The 19,194-nt window shown below is 63.3% G+C and carries 20 protein-coding genes; 14 read left to right on the forward strand and 6 right to left on the reverse strand.

The window, feature by feature from the left end; translation table 11 throughout:
• Positions 1–5: 5 nt before the first annotated feature.
• The 3 genes from FJW10_RS05795 to FJW10_RS05805 are packed head-to-tail and all read left to right on the forward strand — an operon-like array spanning position 6 to position 3,863.
• Positions 6–959 carry an ABC transporter permease gene (locus FJW10_RS05795; protein ID WP_140835249.1) on the forward strand — a complete coding sequence of 318 codons (954 nt, stop codon included), beginning with the start codon at positions 6–8 and terminating at the stop codon, positions 957–959.
• Complete coding sequence (locus tag FJW10_RS05800; RefSeq protein WP_140899063.1) at positions 956–1,837, forward strand: ABC transporter permease; 882 nt, start codon at positions 956–958, stop codon at positions 1,835–1,837. Before FJW10_RS05795 ends, FJW10_RS05800 begins: the two co-directional genes overlap by 4 nt.
• Complete coding sequence (locus FJW10_RS05805; protein ID WP_140899065.1) at positions 1,830–3,863, forward strand: ABC transporter ATP-binding protein; 2,034 nt, start codon at positions 1,830–1,832, stop codon at positions 3,861–3,863. Before FJW10_RS05800 ends, FJW10_RS05805 begins: the two co-directional genes overlap by 8 nt.
• On the opposite strand, the gene FJW10_RS05810 is transcribed toward FJW10_RS05805, so the two are convergent.
• The gene (locus FJW10_RS05810; protein WP_140899066.1) at positions 3,864–4,772 is read right to left on the reverse strand and encodes a LysR family transcriptional regulator; all 909 of its coding nucleotides are present in this window, start codon (positions 4,770–4,772) and stop codon (positions 3,864–3,866) included.
• A 126-nt stretch (positions 4,773–4,898) separates the two neighbouring features.
• Here FJW10_RS05810 and FJW10_RS05815 point away from each other — a divergent pair, with 126 nt between their 5' ends.
• The 3 genes from FJW10_RS05815 to FJW10_RS05825 all read left to right on the forward strand — a co-directional run bounded on the left by FJW10_RS05815 (position 4,899) and on the right by FJW10_RS05825 (position 8,132).
• Entirely contained in the window at positions 4,899–6,557 is a 1,659-nt protein-coding gene (locus FJW10_RS05815; protein WP_140899068.1) for an ABC transporter substrate-binding protein, read from the forward strand.
• A gap of 2 nt (positions 6,558–6,559) precedes the next feature.
• Positions 6,560–7,450, forward strand: a complete 891-nt coding sequence (locus FJW10_RS05820) for a DUF427 domain-containing protein (protein WP_140899326.1) — start codon at positions 6,560–6,562, stop codon at positions 7,448–7,450.
• A gap of 160 nt (positions 7,451–7,610) precedes the next feature.
• Positions 7,611–8,132: a hypothetical protein gene (locus FJW10_RS05825; RefSeq protein ID WP_140899070.1), complete on the forward strand. Its 522-nt coding sequence runs from the start codon at positions 7,611–7,613 to the stop codon at positions 8,130–8,132.
• Between the two features lie 35 nt (positions 8,133–8,167).
• Here the strand turns inward: FJW10_RS05825 and FJW10_RS05830 are convergent, their stop codons facing one another.
• Positions 8,168–9,526: an NAD(P)/FAD-dependent oxidoreductase gene (locus FJW10_RS05830; RefSeq protein ID WP_140899072.1), complete on the reverse strand. Its 1,359-nt coding sequence runs from the start codon at positions 9,524–9,526 to the stop codon at positions 8,168–8,170.
• A gap of 259 nt (positions 9,527–9,785) precedes the next feature.
• Between FJW10_RS05830 and FJW10_RS05835 the strand changes: the two genes are divergently transcribed.
• Positions 9,786–10,508, forward strand: a complete 723-nt coding sequence (locus tag FJW10_RS05835) for an XRE family transcriptional regulator (RefSeq protein WP_140835242.1) — start codon at positions 9,786–9,788, stop codon at positions 10,506–10,508.
• A gap of 249 nt (positions 10,509–10,757) precedes the next feature.
• Here the strand turns inward: FJW10_RS05835 and FJW10_RS05840 are convergent, their stop codons facing one another.
• From FJW10_RS05840 to FJW10_RS05855, 4 genes are read right to left on the reverse strand one after another with little or no spacing between them, the layout of a single operon-like run.
• Positions 10,758–11,798 carry a DUF3445 domain-containing protein gene (locus FJW10_RS05840; RefSeq protein ID WP_140645117.1) on the reverse strand — a complete coding sequence of 347 codons (1,041 nt, stop codon included), beginning with the start codon at positions 11,796–11,798 and terminating at the stop codon, positions 10,758–10,760.
• Positions 11,799–11,807: 9 nt separating this feature from the next.
• Entirely contained in the window at positions 11,808–12,773 is a 966-nt protein-coding gene (locus FJW10_RS05845) for a PDR/VanB family oxidoreductase (RefSeq protein ID WP_140899074.1), read from the reverse strand.
• On the reverse strand, positions 12,770–13,366 hold the full coding sequence (locus tag FJW10_RS05850) for a dimethylamine monooxygenase subunit DmmA family protein (protein WP_140705117.1): 597 nt from the start codon (positions 13,364–13,366) through the stop codon (positions 12,770–12,772). Before FJW10_RS05850 ends, FJW10_RS05845 begins: the two co-directional genes overlap by 4 nt.
• Before the next feature lie 42 nt (positions 13,367–13,408).
• Positions 13,409–14,542 carry an aminomethyltransferase family protein gene (locus tag FJW10_RS05855; protein WP_140899076.1) on the reverse strand — a complete coding sequence of 378 codons (1,134 nt, stop codon included), beginning with the start codon at positions 14,540–14,542 and terminating at the stop codon, positions 13,409–13,411.
• Positions 14,543–14,827: 285 nt separating this feature from the next.
• Here FJW10_RS05855 and FJW10_RS05860 point away from each other — a divergent pair, with 285 nt between their 5' ends.
• From FJW10_RS05860 to FJW10_RS05890, 7 genes are all read left to right on the forward strand, one after another.
• Positions 14,828–15,115 carry a hypothetical protein gene (locus FJW10_RS05860; RefSeq protein ID WP_140705113.1) on the forward strand — a complete coding sequence of 96 codons (288 nt, stop codon included), beginning with the start codon at positions 14,828–14,830 and terminating at the stop codon, positions 15,113–15,115.
• Positions 15,116–15,126: 11 nt separating this feature from the next.
• On the forward strand, positions 15,127–15,504 hold the full coding sequence (locus FJW10_RS05865) for a hypothetical protein (RefSeq protein ID WP_140705111.1): 378 nt from the start codon (positions 15,127–15,129) through the stop codon (positions 15,502–15,504).
• A gap of 62 nt (positions 15,505–15,566) precedes the next feature.
• The gene (locus tag FJW10_RS05870) at positions 15,567–15,728 is read left to right on the forward strand and encodes a hypothetical protein (RefSeq protein WP_140645122.1); all 162 of its coding nucleotides are present in this window, start codon (positions 15,567–15,569) and stop codon (positions 15,726–15,728) included.
• A gap of 11 nt (positions 15,729–15,739) precedes the next feature.
• Entirely contained in the window at positions 15,740–17,146 is a 1,407-nt protein-coding gene (locus tag FJW10_RS05875) for an APC family permease (protein ID WP_140837176.1), read from the forward strand.
• 46 nt (positions 17,147–17,192) lie between these two features.
• Complete coding sequence (locus FJW10_RS05880; protein WP_181177425.1) at positions 17,193–17,882, forward strand: hypothetical protein; 690 nt, start codon at positions 17,193–17,195, stop codon at positions 17,880–17,882.
• Positions 17,879–18,208 (forward strand): hypothetical protein, encoded by a 330-nt coding sequence (locus tag FJW10_RS05885; protein ID WP_140837179.1) that lies wholly within the window; start codon positions 17,879–17,881, stop codon positions 18,206–18,208. The genes FJW10_RS05880 and FJW10_RS05885 overlap by 4 nt, the downstream gene beginning before the upstream one ends.
• Before the next feature lie 86 nt (positions 18,209–18,294).
• On the forward strand, positions 18,295–19,191 hold the full coding sequence (locus FJW10_RS05890) for a glutamine amidotransferase family protein (RefSeq protein WP_140837181.1): 897 nt from the start codon (positions 18,295–18,297) through the stop codon (positions 19,189–19,191).
• The last annotated feature ends 3 nt before the right edge of the window (positions 19,192–19,194 follow it).

The following is a 19,194-nucleotide window of genomic DNA, read 5'->3' on the forward strand; positions in this document are numbered from 1 at the left end:
CTGCCATTCTAGCTTTCCTCGTCCGGCGCCTGGCATTGTCGCTCGTCACGCTGTTCCTGCTCAGCGTCATGGTGTTCCTTGGCGGCCAGGTGCTGCCCGGCAATGTCGGGCGGGCCATTCTGGGGCCGTTCGCCGACCAGCGCGCGGTGGATGCGCTGAACCATTCGCTCGGCGTCGACCGGCCGCTGCTCGTCCAATATGGCAGCTGGATCTGGAATTTTCTCCACGGCGACATGGGAACCTCCTATGTCTTCCGCGCGCCGGTGGCGCCGTTCGTCATCGATGCCTTGGGCAATTCGATGAAGCTGGCGTTGGTCGCCTTCGTGCTGGTGGTGCCGATCGGCATCCTGGGCGGGGTGATCGCCGCGCTCAATTTCAACCGGCCGCTCGACCGCATCATCAGCCTCGGCGGCCTGTCGGTCACGGTGCTGCCGGAATTCGTCACCGGCATCATCCTGATCCTGATCTTCGGGGTGTGGCTGCGCTGGCTGCCGATCGCCGCCGCCTGGCCGAAGGGCGCCGGCGTCCTCACCCAGCTCTATTATCTCATCCTGCCCTCGTTGCCGCTTTTCCTGGTGCTGTTCGGCTATATCGCGCGCATGGCGCGCTCCGGCATGATCGAGGCGCTCGATTCCGACTATACGCGCACCGCCGTGCTGAAGGGCCTGCCCTGGCGAACGGTGATCTGGCGCCATGTGCTGCGCAACGCGCTGTTGCCGACCATCACCGTGATCGCCACCCAGACCGGCTATCTCATCGGCGGCCTGGTCGTGATCGAGACGCTGTTCCGCTACCAGGGCATCGGCTCGCTGATCTTCACCGCCGCGCGCGGCAAGGACTTTCCGATGCTCGAAGCCGGTATCCTCACCATCGGCATCGTCTATGCGGTGGCGACCTTGATCGCCGACTTCCTCTATTCCGTGCTCAATCCGCGTATCCGGCTGGGAGCAGAGCAATGAGCGCGACAGACACCCCCGCCAGCCTGCCGGCGCCCGATACCGCACAGCGCAGCCCCTGGGGCGAAGTGCTGCATTCGCTCTCCAGGTCCGGCACGTTCCTCACCGGGCTTTTCATCCTGTTGTTCTGGGTCGTCTGCGCGCTGTTCGGCCAGCACTTCGTCCCCTACGACCCGCTGGCAAGCGACATCATCAACGCCCTTACGCCGCCGGCGGGCGATCACTGGTTCGGCACCGACCAGCTCGGCCGCGACGTGTTCTCGCGCGTCATCGTCGGCTCGCGCGACATCCTGACCGTGGCGCCGCTGGCCACCATCCTTGCGACCATCGCCGGCACGGCGCTCGGCCTCGTCATCGGCTATTTCCGCGGCATCGTCGACGACATCGTCAGCCGCGTGCTGGAAGCCTTCATGGCGATCCCGGTGGTCATCATCGCGCTGCTCGCCATCGTCGCCCTCGGCACGTCCAAGATCACCGTCATCGTCGTCATCGGCTTGAGCTTCGCGCCGATCATCGCGCGCACCGTGCGCTCGGCGGTGCTGGCCGAACGCGAACTCGACTATGTGGCCGCTGCGAAGCTGCGCCACGAAGGCGCGCTGCACACGATGTTCGTCGAGATCCTGCCCAACGTCATCCCGCCGATCCTGGTCGAGACGACGGTGCGGCTGGGCTACGCCATCTTCGCGGTGGCCACGCTCTCCTTCATGGGCTTCGGCATCCAGCCGCCCTCGCCCGACTGGGGCCTGTCGATTTCCTCCAATTACGGCATGATCGGCGGCGGCTTCTGGTGGACGGTGCTGTTCGATGCCCTGGCCATCGCCTCGCTGGTGATCGGCGTCAACCTGGTGGCCGACGGCGTGCATGGAGCGTTCAATGACTGAGCCTAGCCAAGCCGCCAATGCGCTCGAGCTAAAGGACCTCTCGGTCGCCTATCGCGTCGGCCGCCGCAACCGGGCGGTGCTGCGCAACGTCAACCTGACCATCAGGGCCGGCGAAGCCTACGGGCTGGTCGGCGAATCCGGCTGCGGCAAATCCACCGTGGCGCTGTCGGTGGTGCGCTACCTGCCGCGCAACGGGTCGATCACAGGCGGTTCGATCGCGCTCGACGGCAAGGATGTCATGAAGCTCGACAGCGAAGCGCTCAGGCGGGCCCGCGCCGACAGCGTGTCGATGGTCTATCAGGACCCCGGCAAGGCGCTGAACCCGTCGCTGCGCATCGGCCGCCAACTGACCGAGATCTTCGAGCTGGCAGGCATCACCGGACAGGCAGCTGAAGACAAGGCGCTCGCCATGCTGAACCGGGTGCGCATATCCGATCCGGCGAGCGTCATGCAGCGCTATCCGCACCAGCTTTCCGGCGGCATGCAGCAGCGCGTGGCGATCGCCATGGCCTTGGCCAACGACCCCTCGATGCTGATCCTCGACGAGCCGACGACCGGCCTCGACGCCACGGTCGAAGCGGAAGTGCTCGACCTGATCGGGCAGTTGCGGCGCGAGCTGTCGGCCTCGATCCTGTTCATCAGCCACAACCTCGCCGTCGTCTCCAACATGTGCGACCGCGTCGGCGTGCTCTATGCCGGCATGCTGGTCGAGGAAGGCTCGACCAAGGACGTCTTCAACGATCCGCGCCATCCTTATACGGTCGCGCTGCTGCGCTGCCTGCCGCGCGGCGGCCAGCGCAAGGACCAGGGCCGGCTCGACACCATTCCGGGCTTCCTGCCCGGCATCGGCGCCACCATCACCGGCTGCGCCTTCGCCGACCGCTGCGCCTTGGCCACCGAACGCTGCCGCGCAGAGCCGCCGCCGCTCTACGAGCTCGGCGATGGCCGCCTGTCGCGCTGCCATTATCACGACCAGGCGCAGTCGCTGCCGCGCGCCACGCCCGCCGAGATCGCCGCCGTCCCGCCGAAGCAGGCGCCGCCGGTGCTGCAGGTCGAGGGACTGAACAAGACCTATGCCAGCCACGGCCGCCCGCTGCGGGCGGTGAAGGACGTCTCGGTCAGCCTGAGGCCCGGCGAGACTCTTGGCCTGGTCGGCGAATCCGGCAGCGGCAAGACCACCTTCGCGCGGCTCCTGCTCGGCCTCGTCGCACCGGACGACGGCGGCTCGATCGAACTCGAGGGCAAGCAGTTGGCGCCACGGCTCGCCAGCCGCTCGGAAGACCAGGTCAAGGCAGTGCAGATCGTCTTCCAGAATCCGGACTCGGCGCTCAACCGCTCGCATTCGATCCGGCATATATTGAGCCGAGCCTTGAAGCGGCTGGGCGGGCTCAGCGGCAAGACGCTGGATACACGCCTGGAAGAGCTCGTCCGCTCGGTGCGGCTCACCGACCGGCATCTCGCGGTCAAGCCGCGGCAGCTGTCGGGCGGGCTGAAGCAGCGCGTGGCGATCGCGCGCGCCTTCGCCGGCGATCCGCGCATCGTCGTGTGCGACGAGCCGACCTCGGCGCTCGACGTCTCGGTGCAGGCGGCGATCCTCAACCTTCTGGCCGACCTGCAGTCGAGGCAGGATGTCAGCTATATCTTCATCTCGCACGACCTTGGCGTGGTGCGCTATCTCTCCGACAAGATCGCCGTGCTCTATCTTGGCCGCATCATGGAGTTCGGACCGTCGGAAGCGGTGTTTTCCGGCCCGCACCATCCCTACACCGAAGCGCTGCTGTCGGCGGTTCCAAAGCTCGACCGCACCGAGAGCTCGCGCATCCGTCTCGACGGCGAGATACCAAGCGCCGCCAACCCGCCGAGCGGCTGCGTCTTCCACACGCGCTGCCCGCGCAAGATCGGCGCCATCTGCGAGACGCAGGAGCCGGAACTCACCGAGGCGCAGCCGGGACATACCATCCGATGCCATATCCCCTACGACGAATTGGCAAGGCTGCAAAAGCCGAAGGCCGTGGAGCCGGCGTGATCAGAATGCCGCCGCGCCTGCCATGCTGAAAGCGCGGTCGCTCTCCGCGAAAGCCTGATCGCCGGACAGATTCCTGGCGAGCGTACGCAGGCCCGTGAGCGCAACGTCGAGAGCATCGGAAGATACAGGGTTCTCCGGATAGGCAAGATAGATCGGGCGCTGGAATACCGGCGTATCCTCGACGCGCTTCAGCTCGCCGCGCTCGATATGGGCGCTGACCGCGCTCAGCGGCAGATAGGCGGCCGCCTTCTGCGACAGGACGTGCTGCAAGCCGATGAACACCAGCCCGGCCGATATCGCCGGCTTCACCATTCCGGCAAAGGCCCGGTCGTGCTCGACGCGGAACTCCAGCCCCCAATCCATCAGGATGTAATTCTCGGTCCATGATCCGGGCTGTCCGACGTGCTGGACGAGAACCACCTGGTCGACGGCCAAGGTCTCATAGACGATGCCCGGATGCGGCTTCGGCAGATAGAGTATGCAGATGTCGAGCAAGCCCTCGGCGATCTGGTCGACCGCCAGATCCGGGAAACTGCCTTCCAGCCTGAGCGCCACATTCGGCCGCTTCGCCCGCATCCATTCGATCCAGGGCGAAGTGATGCTATCCCAAAGATAGGCGGGCGCGGTCAGTCTCAGCAGCGTTTCGTAACCATCGGGAACGGCGATGTCCTGGCGCGACTGCTCCCAGGTGCGGGTGATCGTCGAGGCATGCGGCAGGAACTGCCGGCCGGCCGGCGTCAGCGTGATGCCATCACTATCGCGGACGAACAGCTTGCGCCCCAACTGTTCCTCGAGGCCGCGAATGCGCGCGCTGACGGTGGACTGGGCGAGGTTCAACCGATGAGCGGCGACGGTAAAGCTGCCTTGCGCCGCGACCTCTAGGAAACTGCGCAGAGTCTCGGTGTCCATGGTTCCTCGCCTTTCAGTGGATCCCATCGAAAATTCCGATGGCTGCAATCAAAAAATATCGCTTTCCGGTCGCGGTCAACAGTGGCCTACATGCCAAAGCCCCCGCGACAAACAAGGAATGCCGCCATGCCGAAGCATTTCAGGACGATCGACGCCGCTCGCAAAACCCTCGGCGCAATCGAAAATTCCTCTGTCGACGAATTGCTCGCCGGCAGGATCGGCCGGCGCGAATTCCTGCGCCATGGCAGCGTGCTCGGCCTGTCGCTGCCCTTCCTCGGAGGCATCGCCTCGGCGGTCGGCCTCGGCGCGCCGCAGGCACGCGCCGAAGGCAAGCCGGGCGGCACGGTGCGCGCCGGCGTCGCCGTGCCGGGCGGTGCCATCGATCCCGTCACCTTCTATGACAGCGGCAGCTATCAGCTGGTTTTCCAGACTGCCGAGTTCCTCTGCGTGACGCAGCCGGACCTGACGCTGAAGCCGGTGCTGGCCGAAAGCTGGTCGCCCAACGCTGACGGCAGCGTGTGGACCTTCAAGCTGCGCAAGGGCGTGAAATTCCACAATGGCGAGAATTTCAAAGCCGACGACGTCGTGGCAACCTTCGATCGCCTTGCCGACCCGAACGGCACGTCCAACGCTCTCTCGGTGTTCAAGGGCCTGCTGTCGAAGGGCGGCACGCGCAAGGTCGACGACCACACCGTCGAATTCCATCTCGACGCGCCGAACGGCAGCTTCCCCTATTCGGTGTCGATCGACAATTACAACGCCGTCATCCTGCCGGCGAGCTACAAGGGCGACTACGAGAAGACCTTCGAAGGCACCGGTCCGTTCCGGCTCGAAAGCTACACGCCGAAGGTCGGCGCGAGCTTCGTGCGCAATCCCGACTATTGGGGCGAGAAGGCCTTGCCTGACCGGCTCGAGTTCAAATTCTACGGCGACGTGCAGCCTCGCATCCTGGCGCTGCAGGCGGGCGAGGTCGACGTTCTCGACGCGATCCCGCTCGACGTCAGCCAGGTGGTGCTGGGCAATCCCGACATCACCGTGCTGCGCGTCGCCTCGACCGCGCATCGCCAGTTCCATATGCGCTGCGACATGGCGCCGTTCACCGACAAGCGCGTGCGCCAGGCGCTGGCCTTGTGCATCGACCGCTCCCAACTGGTCGACGGTCTCTGCCGCGGCATGGCGGCTACCGGCAATGACAGCCCGTTCGCGCCGGCTTTCCCGGTCACCGACAAGTCGGTAACGCAACGCACGCAGGACATCGCCAAGGCCAAGCAACTGATGGAAGCGGCGGGGCTCGCCAACGGCTTCGACATGACGCTGACGACGCTGCGCTATTCCGACATTCCCGGCTACGCGCAACTGTTCCAGAACTTCGCCAAGGAGATCGGCGCCCGCATCTCGCTCAACATCGAGGACCAGGACAAATATTACGGCAAGGCGGTGTTCGGCCAGTCGGACTGGCTGGACAGCCCGCTCGGCATCACCGACTACGCGCATCGCAGCGTGCCGAACGTCTTCCTCAAGAGCCCGTTGGTCAGCGATGGCCCGTGGAACGCGGCGCATTTCAAGAACGCGACCTATGACGGCATGGTCGCCAGCTATTTGAAGGCGCTCGACCTCGACGCGCAGCGCAAGGCCGCTTCCGACATCCAGAAGCTGCTGCTCGACGAGACGCCGGTGATCTTCAGCTATTTCCCGGACCTCCTGGTGCCGGTGCGCAAGAATGTCAGCGGCCTGCCGCCGATCGCCGCCGGCCTGCTGCTCGATCGTGTATCGGTGGCGTCATGACCATGGTTGCGCGAAAGAACCCGGCCGCAGGCGACGAGAAGAGGACGACGACCATTCGCAAGCCCCATCTGCGCGGCCGCGGGCCGCATTTCCCGGTGCTCGACAACATCGTGCAGTACGAGTTCGAACCGGGCTATGTCGCCTTCACCATGCCCTCGCCCAAGCGGCTGCGCGTGCAGGTCGGGTCGATGATCGTCGCCGATACCACCAAGGCGCTGGTGTTCCAGGAGAGCGACCATCTGCCCGTATACTACTTCCCGATGAGCGACGTGCGCGAGGAGTTCCTGCTGCCGAGCCGGACGACGACCGAAGACCCGTTCAAGGGTGTCGCCACGCATTACTCCCTGAACACCGGCATCACGCTGGTCGAGGACGGCGCCTGGCGCTACCTCGACCCCGTCAAGGGCTGTCCACCGATCGGTGACTACATCTCCTTCTATTGGCCGAAGATGACCCATTGGTATGAAGAGGACGAAGAGATCTTCGTGCATGCCCGCGATCCGTTCCGCCGCGTCGACTGCCTGCCTTCATCGCGGCGCGTGCAGGTGATCCTCGACGGCGAGCAGGTGGCCGATTCGCGGCGCGGCGTGTTCCTGTTCGAGACCGGACATCCGGTACGGCATTATCTGCCGATCTCGGACACGCGGCTCGATATGTTTTCGCCGAGCCGCTACATCTCGCGCTGCCCCTACAAGGGCATCTCCAATTATTATCATGTGACGACGCCGAAGAAGCGGCACGAGAACCTGGTCTGGTACTATCCAGAGCCGGTGCACGAGGCCGAGCGGATCAAGGGGCTGGTCTGCTTCCACCATGAACTGGTCGACAAGATCCTGGTCGACGGAGTGGAAATCCCGAAGGAAGCGACGGCGGCGTCGGACGGCTATTTCTGAACTTCATGCTCGACCGGCCAGGACCTGGCTCAGCTGAGTTTCGCTTTTTGCGTCCGCCCCGCGGCGGTGCTATTTTGCGGCGCGCGGCGGACGTCTCCTTATGAGGAAAGCATTCCATCATGCGGTTTGGCCCTGGCTTGTCGTCCTGGCGGCGACGCCGATGCCAGCGTTTGCCGAAAATGCTCCCGGTCTCGAACTGAAGCTCGACATCGACCAGGATGGCAAGACCGACCGGGCGGTCGTGGTGCAGGAGGCCGGCGGTCCCGCCGATCTCTACATCTATCTGGGCGAGGAGAAGCCCGATCCCGCGCGCCAGCCGGATTTCGTCAGGAAAGGGCTGACAGACGACCGGGTCATCGGCCTCGAAAGCAAGGGCAAGGGATCGCTGGCAGTCACGTCATGCTTCGGCTGCGGCGCCGGCAAATCGACGGAAGAGACGCTGACGATCGTCAATCGCCACGGCAAGTTTCTGGTCGGCGGCTATAGCCGCAACTGGGACTGGAACCAGCAGACGTCAGGCGGCGTCGAGACGACGCTTGGCGATTGCGACATCAACTATCTCACCGGCAGGGCCACCGCCTCCAAGGATCTGGACGAGGGCAAACCGATCAAGGGCAAATTCAGGCCGGTGCCGTTGAAGGACTGGTCCGCCGTCAAGCGCCCCAAGGCCTGCGAGTTTTGAGGGCCACGGCGTCATGGCGCTGCCGACCCTCGCCTTTACTCCGCCGCCACGCCTTTCACCTCGAGATAGCTCTCCATGGAATCGTCCAGCGCCTGCAGCCAGGGCGTATGGTGGATCGGCGCCATGGTGCCGGTCATCAGCGAGCGGTAGGCGTTGTCGCGGAAGGTCATGATGTTTTCCATCTTGTGGTGCTCCCACTCCATGAAGGTGTGGTTGACCGCCTCGACGTCGAAGCCTGGATAGTCGGTCTGGTCCATCAGTTCCTTGGTGTAGTCGCCCTGGAACCAGATCATCTGCTCGGCGTCTTCCAGCGTCTCCTCGCGTGCGCGCCATTTGGCGCCGTGCTCGGCCATCGCCTGGGCCGACGGCAGCTTGATGCGGCCTATGATGACATCGCGCGCGAACCAGGCCTGCGCGTCGAACATGTTGAAGGTGTAGAACTGGTCCTGCATGCCGATGTAGAAAAGCTGCGGATTCTTCTCCCAGACGACGCCTTCGTAGAGATCGAGCGGCCACATCCGGTTGGCGGTCTTGAGCTTCAGATCGTCGGTGAGGAAAGGGAAGGAATGCAGATAGCCGGTGCACAGGATGATGGCATCGACGTCCTTTGTGGTGCCGTCCTTGAAATGCGCCGTCTTGCCGACGACTTTCTGTAAGAGCGGCACCTCCTTCCAGTTCTCCGGCCACTTGAAGCCCATCGGCTTCGAGCGATAGCTGGAGGTGATCGACTTGGCGCCGTATTTGTAGCATTGCGAGCCGATGTCCTCGGCCGAATAGGAGCGGCCGATGATCAGGATATCCTTGCCCTTGAATTCCATAGCGTCGCGGAAATCGTGGCTGTGCAGGATGCGGCCGTTGAATGTCGAAAAACCCTCGAAATAGGGCACGTTGGGCACGGAGAAATGCCCTGAGGCGACGACGACATTGTCGAACTCTTCGGAGTAGGTGACGTCGTTGCCGCGGTCATGCGCGGTGACGGTGAACTTTTTGGTCTCGTCCGAAAACGTCACCATGCGCACCGGGCTGTTGAAACGCACCCAGTCGCGCAGGCCTGATTTCTCGACGCGGCCCTTGATATAATCCCACAGTACGGCGCGCGGCGGATAGGAGCCGATCGGCCTGCCGAAATGCTCCTCGAACGTGTAGTCGGCGAATTCGAGGCATTCCTTCGGGCCGTTCGACCAGAGATAGCGGTACATCGAGCCATGCACCGGATCGCCATGCTCGTCGAGGCCGGTGCGCCAGGTGTAATTCCACAGGCCGCCCCAGTCGCTCTGCTTTTCGAAACAGACGATTTCCGGGATCTCGGCGCCCTTGTCGGCTGCCGACTTGAAGGCCCTTAGCTGCGCCAGGCCCGACGGTCCGGCTCCGATGACGGCAACACGAGTTTTCATTGCGGGCCTCCTCTTTTTGATTTCCCCAGCGAAACAAATTTCACTCACAGTGACAGTAATTGGGCCTTCGGTGCTGTCAACAGACATCTGCGGCAACGGCGTTTGCGTGAACGGTTTTTGTGCGCAAAAGCCGTGGCATTCGCGTCGCAGCCATCGGTCCCCAGCGATACTTGTCGGCTTGCTGTCGCGGTTGCGCTCTTGTATCGCCACCGCATATGTTCACCTTGAGTGAAATAAATCCGCGAGAGTCGGGGGCGATATGGCGAACAAGAATTCCGGCACCAGGTCCACCGATGCGGCAGCGAAGGGCAACGCGCCGCCGAAGCGCGTTTCGGCGAACGGGCGCACGATCCGCACGCCATTGACGCAGAATCCTCACGCCATCCGCGACACGCGCGAGAAAGTGTTGGAAGTGGCGATCGGCCATGAGGTGCGCGCGTTCCGCAAGAAGCTCGGCATCACCGTCGCCGATCTCGCCACCGCCACCGACATTTCACTTGGCATGCTGTCGAAGATCGAGAACGGCATCACCTCGCCGTCGCTGACGACGCTGCAGGCGCTGTCACGGGCGCTGGGCGTTCCGGTGACCGCGTTCTTCCGCCGTTTCGAGGAAGAGCACAGCGCCGTTTTCGTCAAGGCCGGCCAAGGTGTCGACGTCGAGCGGCGCGGCACGCGCGCCGGCCACCAGTATAATCTGCTCGGACATATCGGCGCCAACACCAGCGGCGTCGTCGTCGAACCCTATCTCATCACGCTGACCGAGAATTCGGACGTGTTCCCGACCTTCCAGCATGCCGGCATGGAGTTCCTCTACATGCTCGAAGGCGAGGTCGTTTATCGGCACGGCAACAATCTCTATGCGATGAAGCCGGGCGACAGCCTGTTCTTCGACGCCGACGCCCCGCACGGACCGGAAGAGCTGACGCAACTGCCGATGCGCTATCTGTCGATTATCTGCTATCCGCAAAACAGCGCTGGGTGATTGGCTGATCCGGCCCTTACCGCGCTCGTTATTCTAGGGCGAAGCAAGGAGCGACGCGACGCGCGCAGACCCTAGAATCCATGCCGCGACGCTAAAGCGTTGCAACGGTTTCAGAATTCCGCGCCCTTGCACCCTGCACCCAAGGTCACGGCATGGATACTCGGGTCAAGCCCGAGTATGACGACGTCATGGAGGTTTCGGCCAATCTCCAACGTCGGCGCCGAGGCGCCCAAGGCGGAGATCAGCGGTTCAATCCGGCCCGAATCCCGGTGACGTCGGGCTGCCGTCGTCGAGCTTCGAGAGCCAGTCGACCAGCGTCGGCCGATACCGCGTCAGGCCCTTGTAGGTGGCGAGCTCTTCCGGCAGGTCGCGGATGACGCGGTGCAGGCGCCGCGCCCATTTCGGCTGCGTGACCAGCTCGTCCATCTTGATCAGGTAGCAGCGGATCGGGAAGACGATGCCGTTGGAGCGCGGCAGACGCCAGAAGCTCTGCAATTCGACGCGCAGATGCACCTTGTCGCCGACATTCTCCGGCGTGACCGTGGCGCGGTCCGGACCCCATTTGTGATAATTCTCGGGGCTGGTGTCGAGGCGCGGATTGATGGTCATCGTCCAGTTGAGGCGCCTGGCCGGCTTGCCCTGCTGGATGTTGGTGAGGAATTTCAGCGCGCGGGTGAAAATGCCCTTCTCATGCGCCAACGGCACCGGCGCGTGCCATTCGAAGAAGTTCATGCCGATGTCGAAGTCGAGCGACCAGTCGGCCTGCGTGGTGACCATGCCGGCATCCATCCACAGATTGCCGTCGCGCTGGTCGAGGATGCAGAAGTCGCCCTGGCTCTGGCGGGTGATGTATTCCATCGGCCCGTAGGGCAGCGTCGAGGTGTCGCCGAAAGTGAAGGTATCGTCGATGCCGAGCGGCCGGTTGATCCAGCGCCAGCGGTCGCCGTTTCGCTCCAGCGTGAAATGCTCGGGATATCCCAGCGCCTGCTGCTCCATCAGGAGCTCGAGCAGGTCCCAGCCGGCGAGCGTCATGTGCGGCAGCGACTGGCAGCGCAGCGGATCCTCAGCCAGCACCAGCGCGCGGTCCTGCATCTCGGCGACATAGTGCTCGTCGACGTCGATCAGGTTTTCGAGAACGCTGCCCTTCGGCCCCACGACATGCGGCTCGATGTTGACCGCGTACATGTAGGCGTCTTCGTTGAACGGGAACGGAAAGCGCCTGATGTGCTCCGGGCTGTTCTTGAAGGTGAAGTCGTCGCGAAAAGTTTCCTTGCGAAAGGTGATGCCCATTGACGCCTCCTATCTTTCCAGGACCAGCAACTTGCCCTCGAAGCGCGAGACGCAAGGCATGATCTTGCAGCCTGAACGGTGATCTTCCTCGCTCAGCCAGTGATCGTTGTGGATGAACTTGCCGTTGGAAGAGATCACATTGGTCTCGCATTGGCCGCAGACGCCGCCACGGCACAGGTAGGGCGGGTCGACGCCGGCGGCTTCGATGGCTTCGAGCAGGCTCTGCTGCTCGCCGACGCGGATCGTCTTGCCGCTGACAGCCAACTCGACGTCGAACGGCGCGCCGGGTTGCGGAGCCGCGAAATGCTCGAAATGCACGGTCTCGGGCGGCCAGCCCAGGCTTGCTGCCCGATCGCGCACCCAGTTGATCATGCCGGCCGGGCCGCAGACATAGACATGCGTGCCGAGCGGCTGCGAGGACAAGAGCCGATCGAGATCGATGCGCTCCTCGCGGTCGTCGTGATAGAGCCTGACCCGGTTGCCGTAGCGCTCTCGGAGCACATCGGCATAGGTGCCGAGCGAAGCGGTGCGGCAGGTGTAGTGCAACTCGAAATTGCCGCCGGCCCCTGCCAGTTGCGCGGTCTGCGCCATGAAGGGCGTGATGCCGATGCCGCCAGCCAGCATCAGGTGTTTTTTTGCTCTCAGATCGAGCGAGAACAGGTTCACGGGATAGCTGATCACCATCTCCAGGCCAGGCTTGACGGACCTATGCATGAACAGCGAGCCGCCGCGGCCAACATCGTCGCGCCGGATGGAAATCGTGTATTCGCGCGTGTCGAGCGGCGAGCCCATCAGGGAATAGGGATTGAGCCTGGTGCGGTCGCCGTCGCGCATCTCGACCACGACATGGGCGCCGCCGGAAAAGGTCGGCAGCAACTCGCCGTCGCGGCGACGGAAATGGAAGCGGGTGACGAGATAGTTGACGGGAACGACGTCGCTGACGACGACGTCGAGCTTGGTGGTGCCCGTGCTCATGGGAAGGCCTCCTCCATTGGAGGGATCTCGGAGCGATCCTCGGCGTTGATGCACACGCCCTGGAAGGCGGCGAGGCGCCGCGAATAGTGATCGCGCACCAGGAGCAGCAGGCCGCAATGCGAACAGAGCGCCGGCTGCGTGGTCACATTCTCGGTGATGCCCTTGCAGTGCACGCACTGCATGCGCCGCGCCAGCGAGCCGCGATGCTCGGTCTCAATCGAGGTGTGGTCGATGCCGGCTTCAAGCGCGGCCTGCATGGCCTGGCCGATCAGGCCCTCGGTGCCGGCAAGATAGAGGCGCAACCCCATATGGGCGTTGGTCAGCGTCTGCCTGAGCCGCGGCAGGAGGCTGGCGAAGGACGGCGGCAGATGGAGCTGGGCCGGCCTCAGCGCCTCAAGCGCTGAAATGTGCTTGCCCTCGGGGTCGGGAATAAAGACGATCTCGGCTCCGTCGAAGAAGCCGGGCGGAGCCTTGCCGGCCATGTTCGTTATCGCCAGCGCGCCTTCTGCGTCGGCGATGAAAAGATGATGCTTGCCGGGCTGCGGAGAGAGCGTTCCGTAGATGGGCCGGCTGATGATCGTCTTGGCTGCCATTCTTTCCTTCGTGCCTCGAAATCCCTCCCCCTTGATGATGCCTCAGCCCTTGGCGGTCCGCTTGGTCTTTTTCGGATCGTCGAACGGCAATGGCTGCGCCGTCGCCTTGATGGAGCCGCTCTTGTTGTGGATCTCGAGCTTGGTGTCCTTGACGGCACAGTCCACGTCGAGCCGGGCGATGCCCATCGATTTCTTGACCAGCGGCGAATACATGGCGCAGGTGACCACGCCGACCTTTTTGCCGTCGCGGTAGACCGGCGCGCCTTCGTCCGCCGGCTCCTTGCCGTCGAGCAGCACGCCGTAGATCTTGAAGCGCTCCTTGCCTTTCAGCCTATAGTGTTCCTCGGCACCGCGGAAGCCGGTCTTGCCGGGGCTGACGGTGAAGTCGAGGCCGAGTTCCCACAGCGTGTCGCCGGGGCCTTCGTTCTCGAACGGATACTTTTGGGAATTGTCGTAGGGGTAGAAGAGCAGGTAGCTCTCGACGCGCAGCATGTCGAGCGTGGTGAAGCGGCACGGAATGATGCCGGCGCTCTTGCCCTCCTCGAGGATCCTGTCCCAGATCGTGCCGGCGTCCTGGCCGCGGCAGAAGATCTCGTAGCCGCGCTCGCCGGTATAGCCGGTGCGCGAGATCATCACCGGGAAACCGAAGAGTTGCGTGTGCATGTGGTGGAAGTAGTTGAGGTCGCGGATGCCAGGCACGTGTTTGGCCAGATAGTCGACGGCGGTCGGCCCCTGCAGCGACAGGTCATGCAGATTGTCGTCGAAGCGAATCGAGACATCGCGGCCCATCGCCGCCCGCTGCAGATCCTCGTGGCCGGTGCCGGAGCCGTGCACGACCATCCAGGAGTTCGGGCTGATGCGGTAGAGGATGCAGTCGTCGGTGAATTTTCCGGCTTCGTTCAACATGCAGGCATAGGCCGACTTGCCGGGATAGATCTTTTCGACGTCGCGCGTCGTGGCGAGGTCGATGAGATGCGAGGCGTGCGGCCCGGTGATGTGGACCTTCTTCAGGCCGGAGACGTCCATGAGCCCGGCCTTGGTGCGGATCGCGACATATTCCGCGTCGGCATCCTTGTCGTAGGTCCAGGCGGTGCCCATGCCGCTCCAGTCCTCGAGTTTTGAGCCGAGCGCGCGATGGCGGTCCGCCAGGGTCGAGAATCTCCAGGATGCCGTCATCCGATCGTCCTCCGTGCGATTTAAGTCGTTGCCGTTCCCTGCTCCTGCTTGGTGGCGGAGCTTGGTCGAATATTGACCGCAAACGGCGAAGCCCTGCAATCCCCTTGAAGCAAAAAATTTCATTGTCAGGCAAATTTCTTGACCTGAACAAACGGTTTACGATGCGTAAATCCGGCTTGACAATTCCGGGAATCGAGCGGAATTTATGAAAAAAATTTCACTCTGTTGAAAGAGTGGGCGCCCGGTCGGGGTGTATGGCCGGACGTCGCCAGAAGGGGAAAACCGATGTCCGATATGCAGCAGCGCATCGAAGCGCTGTACCGTTCCGACTTGCGTGGATCCGTGCTCCTGATCGTGTGCCTGTGGGCGACGATCCTCTTCGTCCTCCTGATGACATGGCCGTACATTCCGCACAGCGGCATCAAGCTCGTGGTGGCGGTTGCGGCCGCCGCGGTGCTGATCTTCAACACCGCCGCGATCCTCGCCATGCTCAACCACTACAAGGAAGACAAGGACTTCATCTACGGGCTCGACATCAAGAACGCCGACGCCGCCCGCAACCGTCAATCGTGAAGGGAGAAACCATGCCTCGCTATATCCCGCCGGAGCAGAGCAAGGCCGGACAGGTCCTCGACATCGCGGTCGTGGTGGTCGCAATCTTCGTGGCGCTCTGGCTGCCGCTGAAACTCGGCTTTGCCGGGGCGGCGAAGTCGATCGACGCGCTCGACGCCAAGACCTGGGACGCGCTCGGCCAGAACGCGACCATGGCCTCGATCTGGGAGAAGCTGGGCTACACGCCGGAGACGGCGCACGACATCATCCAGAACCGCTTCCATTACATCATCGACTGGCCGACGCTGATCATCATGGCGATCGTGCTGATCGCCTATTTCGTTTTCCTGTTCCGCGCCTCCGATAAGGAATATCGCGAGGTCATCAACGAGAAGTTCGACGACAAGTAGACTTCGACGACAAAGAGACTTTCGACGATAAAGAGACTTTCGACGAGTCCGGAGAAAACATCATGTGGATGGGACTGTCTTACGTTTGCTGGGCCATCTCGGTCGTGCTTGCGCTGTGGATGCTCTACGACTGGTTCAAGGTCGATACGACCTATTCCGAGGAGACTTTGACGTCTTCCCGTGAAGGTGAGCTTGAAGCCGTTTCCGAAAAACACCGGATCTGAGTGGGGACGATATGACGGCTGCGGTTGAAACGGGACAAACGACGACAATCCACGGCGACAGGGTCTCGCTGCTTCGGGTGCTCGGCCCGGCGCATGTGTGGGCGCTGGGCGTCGGCATCGTGCTCGTCGGCGAGTTCACCGGCTGGAATTTCTCCGCCGACAAGGGTGGCGCGCTCGCGGCGCTGATCGTCTGCTGGGTCGTCGGACTGCTCTACACCTCGGTCGCGATGATCGATTCCGAGGTGACGTCGACAGTCGCCGCCGCCGGCGGCCAATATGCGCAGGCCAAGCATATCGTCGGGCCGCTGATGGCCTTCAACGTCGCGCTGTTCCTGGTGTTCGCCTACACCATGCTCGAAGTGTCGGACGCGATCCTCCTCGGCGACACGATCGTCGCCAAGGCCGGCGTCGAAGGACTGACGCACAATTCCTTCATCGCCGCCACCATCGTCGTGCTCGCCTGGCTGAACTATCGCGGCGTGCTGATGACGCTCAACGTCAATTTCGTCATCACCGCGATCGCCTATGTCTCGATCGTCATCCTGTTCTTCTCGGTCAGCCCGTGGACGCAAGGGGCTGTGTTGAAACTAAACGAGCTGGTCACCCCCGCCAATGCGCTGCCCTATGGCTGGATCGGCGTGATCGCCGCCTTCCAGTTCGGCATCTGGTACTATCTCGGCATCGAGGGAACGACACAGGCGGCCGAGGAAGTGCGCTCGCCGGCCCGCTCCCTGCCCTACGGCACCATGGCCGGCATGATCACGCTGCTGATCGCCGCCGCGATGACCTGGTATGTCTGCGCCTCGCTGATGCCCTGGGAATATCTCGGCATCACCTATTATCCGCTGTGGGACGCCGGCAAGCTGACCGGCAGCCCGCTGCTCGAAAACCTGCTCTTCGTCGCGACGCTGCTGGCCGCGCTCGCCTCGGCCAATGGCTGCATCAACGACGCGGCGCGCGCCTGGTTCTCGCTCGGCCGCGACCGCTATCTGCCGAGCTGGTTCTCGGCGGTGCATCCCAAGTACCGCACGCCCTACCGCTCGATCCTGTTTCTGCTGCCGATCGCGCTGGCCTTCGCCTTCATCGCCGACCTCAACCAGGCGATCACCTTCTCGATCCTGTCGGGCGTGCTGCAATACACCTTCATGAGCATCAACATCATGATGTTCCGCAGGAAGTGGCCGCTGGGCACGATCCGCCGCGGCTACACCCACCCCTTCCATCCGCTGCCGGCGATCGTCCTGTTCTGCCTGTGCATGGTGACGTTCTTCGCCATCTTCCTCGGCTTCGGCTCGCAGCTGATCGCGATGACCGTGTTCTATTTCCTGATTTCGCTATGGTTCCACTTCTACCGCTACAAATTCGTGCGGCGCGGCGACCAGTTCTCCATGCCGTGGCCGAAGCCGCAGGGCTATTGAGTGGAGTGAGAGCCCGCCTGTCGACGGCGGGCCGTGGCGTGTCGAGATGTCCGAGCTGGCGTCAGTATTGCTTACCGGGACGATCGCATTGGGCGTCGTCGCTCATGTTGTTTGGCTCGCTCGCGCCAACCGCAACAGGGCGAAGGCGGCCTTGGCCGCCGATGCCGCCAGCGTTCGCAGCGTCATTGCGGATGCCGCCGACATTTCCGACGGCACGGCCGGCGTCGTCACCTGGGCCGGCTCCTGGAACGGCCAGCGCGTTCAGCTGCGTACCATCGTCGACACGCTGGCGACACGAAAGCTGCCGACACGCTGGCTTAGCGTTTCGATTACCGAGCCGGTCGCGGTACCGGGTACGTTCGACATGATGATGCGGCCGAATTCGGCGACGACTTTCTCCAATTTCGATCATCTTGCTCACACGCTGCCGAAGGTGCTGGGCTTTCCCGCCGAAGCAGTTCTTAAAACGGATCGCAAGGGCGTCGCCTTCCCGCAGGATCTGATTGCCGCCCATACCGGCATTTTTGCCGAAAGCCGCGCCAAGGAATTGCTGATCACGCCGAACGGCGTGCGCATCGTCTGGCTGCTGGCCGAGGCCGAGCGCGCCCGCTACGGCGTGTTCCGGCAGGCGGCGTTCGGCGATACCAGGATCGATCCTGCCTTGATCGAACGCCTGCTCGCGGTGGCCTCAGGCCTGCGCGAAGCCATCAACCGGCGCGAAAGGCAGGCCGCATGACCGACGAAGCCGCTTCCTCCGCCCCGGCCAATCCGTATCTCGTGCTCGGCGCGGCGATCGTTTTGCCGGCAAGCGGCCATGTCATGCTCGGCGTGCCGGTGCGCGGGCTGCAATTCCTGTTCTTCATGGTGATCCTTGGTTGGATAACAACCAAGCTGGCGCCGGCCGAGGCCGGCTTCATCGGCCGCCATGCCGGCGGTTTCCTGATCTATGCCCTCTCGATCCTCGACGCCTACAGGATCGCGCGCATCCGCCATGCGATCTGGGTTCACAAGGCGCGTCCGGACGGCGATAGTGCCAAAGGTGATGTGCCGTCGAATATATAACGACAGGAAAATTTCTTTCATACCAATTGAACTTGGCCAACTCATTGGGTACATCATCTGAGAGCCAAAAAACGCTGGAGGCTGGCATGTGCGGAATCGTCGGACTTTTCTTGAAGGACAAGGCGCTGGAGCCGAAGCTCGGCGCGATGCTGTCGGAGATGCTGGTGTCGCTCAGCGACCGCGGCCCGGATAGCGCCGGCATCGCCATCTATGGCGCCCCTTCCAAGAATGAAGCCAAGATCACCATCCAGTCGGCCAAGCCGGAGCGCGATTTCCGCGGCCTCGATGTCGAGCTCGCCAAGGCGATCGGCGCTCCCGTCAGTCTTGCCACGAAATCCACCCATGCCGTCATCCGAACCGCGCCGGACAAGGTCGACGCGGCGCGCGAGGCGCTGCAGTCGCTTCGCCCCGACATCCGCATCATGGGCGCCGGCGAAGCAGTCGAGATCTACAAGGAGGTCGGCCTGCCGGAAGCCGTCGTCGACCGCTTCGACGTGCGCTCAATGACCGGCACACACGGCATCGGCCACACCCGAATGGCGACGGAATCGGCGGTGACGACGATGGGCGCGCATCCGTTCTCGACCGGCGCCGACCAGTGCCTAGTGCACAATGGCTCGCTGTCCAACCACAACAATGTGCGCCGCGAACTGATCCGCGACGGCATGACCTTCGAGACCGAGAACGACACCGAAGTGGCGGCCGCCTATCTCTCCAACCGGATGGCGCACGGCAAGAATCTCGGCGAGGCGCTGGAAGGCACGCTCTCCGACCTCGACGGCTTCTTCACCTTCGTCGTCGGCACCAAGAACGGCTTCGGCGTGGTACGCGATCCGATCGCCTGCAAGCCCGCCGTCATGGCCGAGACCGACCAGTATGTCGCCTTCGGGTCGGAATATCGCGCGCTGACCAAATTGCCCGGCATCGACAATGCGCGGGTCTGGGAGCCCGAGCCCGCAACCGTTTACTTCTGGGAGCACTGAGCC

The sequence above is a fragment of the Mesorhizobium sp. B4-1-1 genome, assembly GCF_006439375.1.
Taxonomy (GTDB): domain Bacteria; phylum Pseudomonadota; class Alphaproteobacteria; order Rhizobiales; family Rhizobiaceae; genus Mesorhizobium.

What these genes read in the sequence shown, in the direction of transcription:
- FJW10_RS05800 (WP_140899063.1), top strand. Translation starts at nt 956, where the DNA reads ATGAGCGCGACAGACACCCCCGCCAGCCTGCCGGCGCCCGATACCGCA.
- FJW10_RS05805 (WP_140899065.1), top strand. Translation starts at nt 1,830, where the DNA reads ATGACTGAGCCTAGCCAAGCCGCCAATGCGCTCGAGCTAAAGGACCTC.
- FJW10_RS05810 (WP_140899066.1), bottom strand. Translation starts at nt 4,772, where the DNA reads ATGGACACCGAGACTCTGCGCAGTTTCCTAGAGGTCGCGGCGCAAGGC.
- FJW10_RS05815 (WP_140899068.1), top strand. Translation starts at nt 4,899, where the DNA reads ATGCCGAAGCATTTCAGGACGATCGACGCCGCTCGCAAAACCCTCGGC.
- FJW10_RS05820 (WP_140899326.1), top strand. Translation starts at nt 6,560, where the DNA reads ATGGTTGCGCGAAAGAACCCGGCCGCAGGCGACGAGAAGAGGACGACG.
- FJW10_RS05825 (WP_140899070.1), top strand. Translation starts at nt 7,611, where the DNA reads ATGCCAGCGTTTGCCGAAAATGCTCCCGGTCTCGAACTGAAGCTCGAC.
- FJW10_RS05830 (WP_140899072.1), bottom strand. Translation starts at nt 9,526, where the DNA reads ATGAAAACTCGTGTTGCCGTCATCGGAGCCGGACCGTCGGGCCTGGCG.
- FJW10_RS05835 (WP_140835242.1), top strand. Translation starts at nt 9,786, where the DNA reads ATGGCGAACAAGAATTCCGGCACCAGGTCCACCGATGCGGCAGCGAAG.
- FJW10_RS05840 (WP_140645117.1), bottom strand. Translation starts at nt 11,798, where the DNA reads ATGGGCATCACCTTTCGCAAGGAAACTTTTCGCGACGACTTCACCTTC.
- FJW10_RS05845 (WP_140899074.1), bottom strand. Translation starts at nt 12,773, where the DNA reads ATGAGCACGGGCACCACCAAGCTCGACGTCGTCGTCAGCGACGTCGTT.
- FJW10_RS05850 (WP_140705117.1), bottom strand. Translation starts at nt 13,366, where the DNA reads ATGGCAGCCAAGACGATCATCAGCCGGCCCATCTACGGAACGCTCTCT.
- FJW10_RS05855 (WP_140899076.1), bottom strand. Translation starts at nt 14,542, where the DNA reads ATGACGGCATCCTGGAGATTCTCGACCCTGGCGGACCGCCATCGCGCG.
- FJW10_RS05860 (WP_140705113.1), top strand. Translation starts at nt 14,828, where the DNA reads ATGTCCGATATGCAGCAGCGCATCGAAGCGCTGTACCGTTCCGACTTG.
- FJW10_RS05865 (WP_140705111.1), top strand. Translation starts at nt 15,127, where the DNA reads ATGCCTCGCTATATCCCGCCGGAGCAGAGCAAGGCCGGACAGGTCCTC.
- FJW10_RS05870 (WP_140645122.1), top strand. Translation starts at nt 15,567, where the DNA reads ATGTGGATGGGACTGTCTTACGTTTGCTGGGCCATCTCGGTCGTGCTT.
- FJW10_RS05875 (WP_140837176.1), top strand. Translation starts at nt 15,740, where the DNA reads ATGACGGCTGCGGTTGAAACGGGACAAACGACGACAATCCACGGCGAC.
- FJW10_RS05880 (WP_181177425.1), top strand. Translation starts at nt 17,193, where the DNA reads ATGTCCGAGCTGGCGTCAGTATTGCTTACCGGGACGATCGCATTGGGC.
- FJW10_RS05885 (WP_140837179.1), top strand. Translation starts at nt 17,879, where the DNA reads ATGACCGACGAAGCCGCTTCCTCCGCCCCGGCCAATCCGTATCTCGTG.
- FJW10_RS05890 (WP_140837181.1), top strand. Translation starts at nt 18,295, where the DNA reads ATGTGCGGAATCGTCGGACTTTTCTTGAAGGACAAGGCGCTGGAGCCG.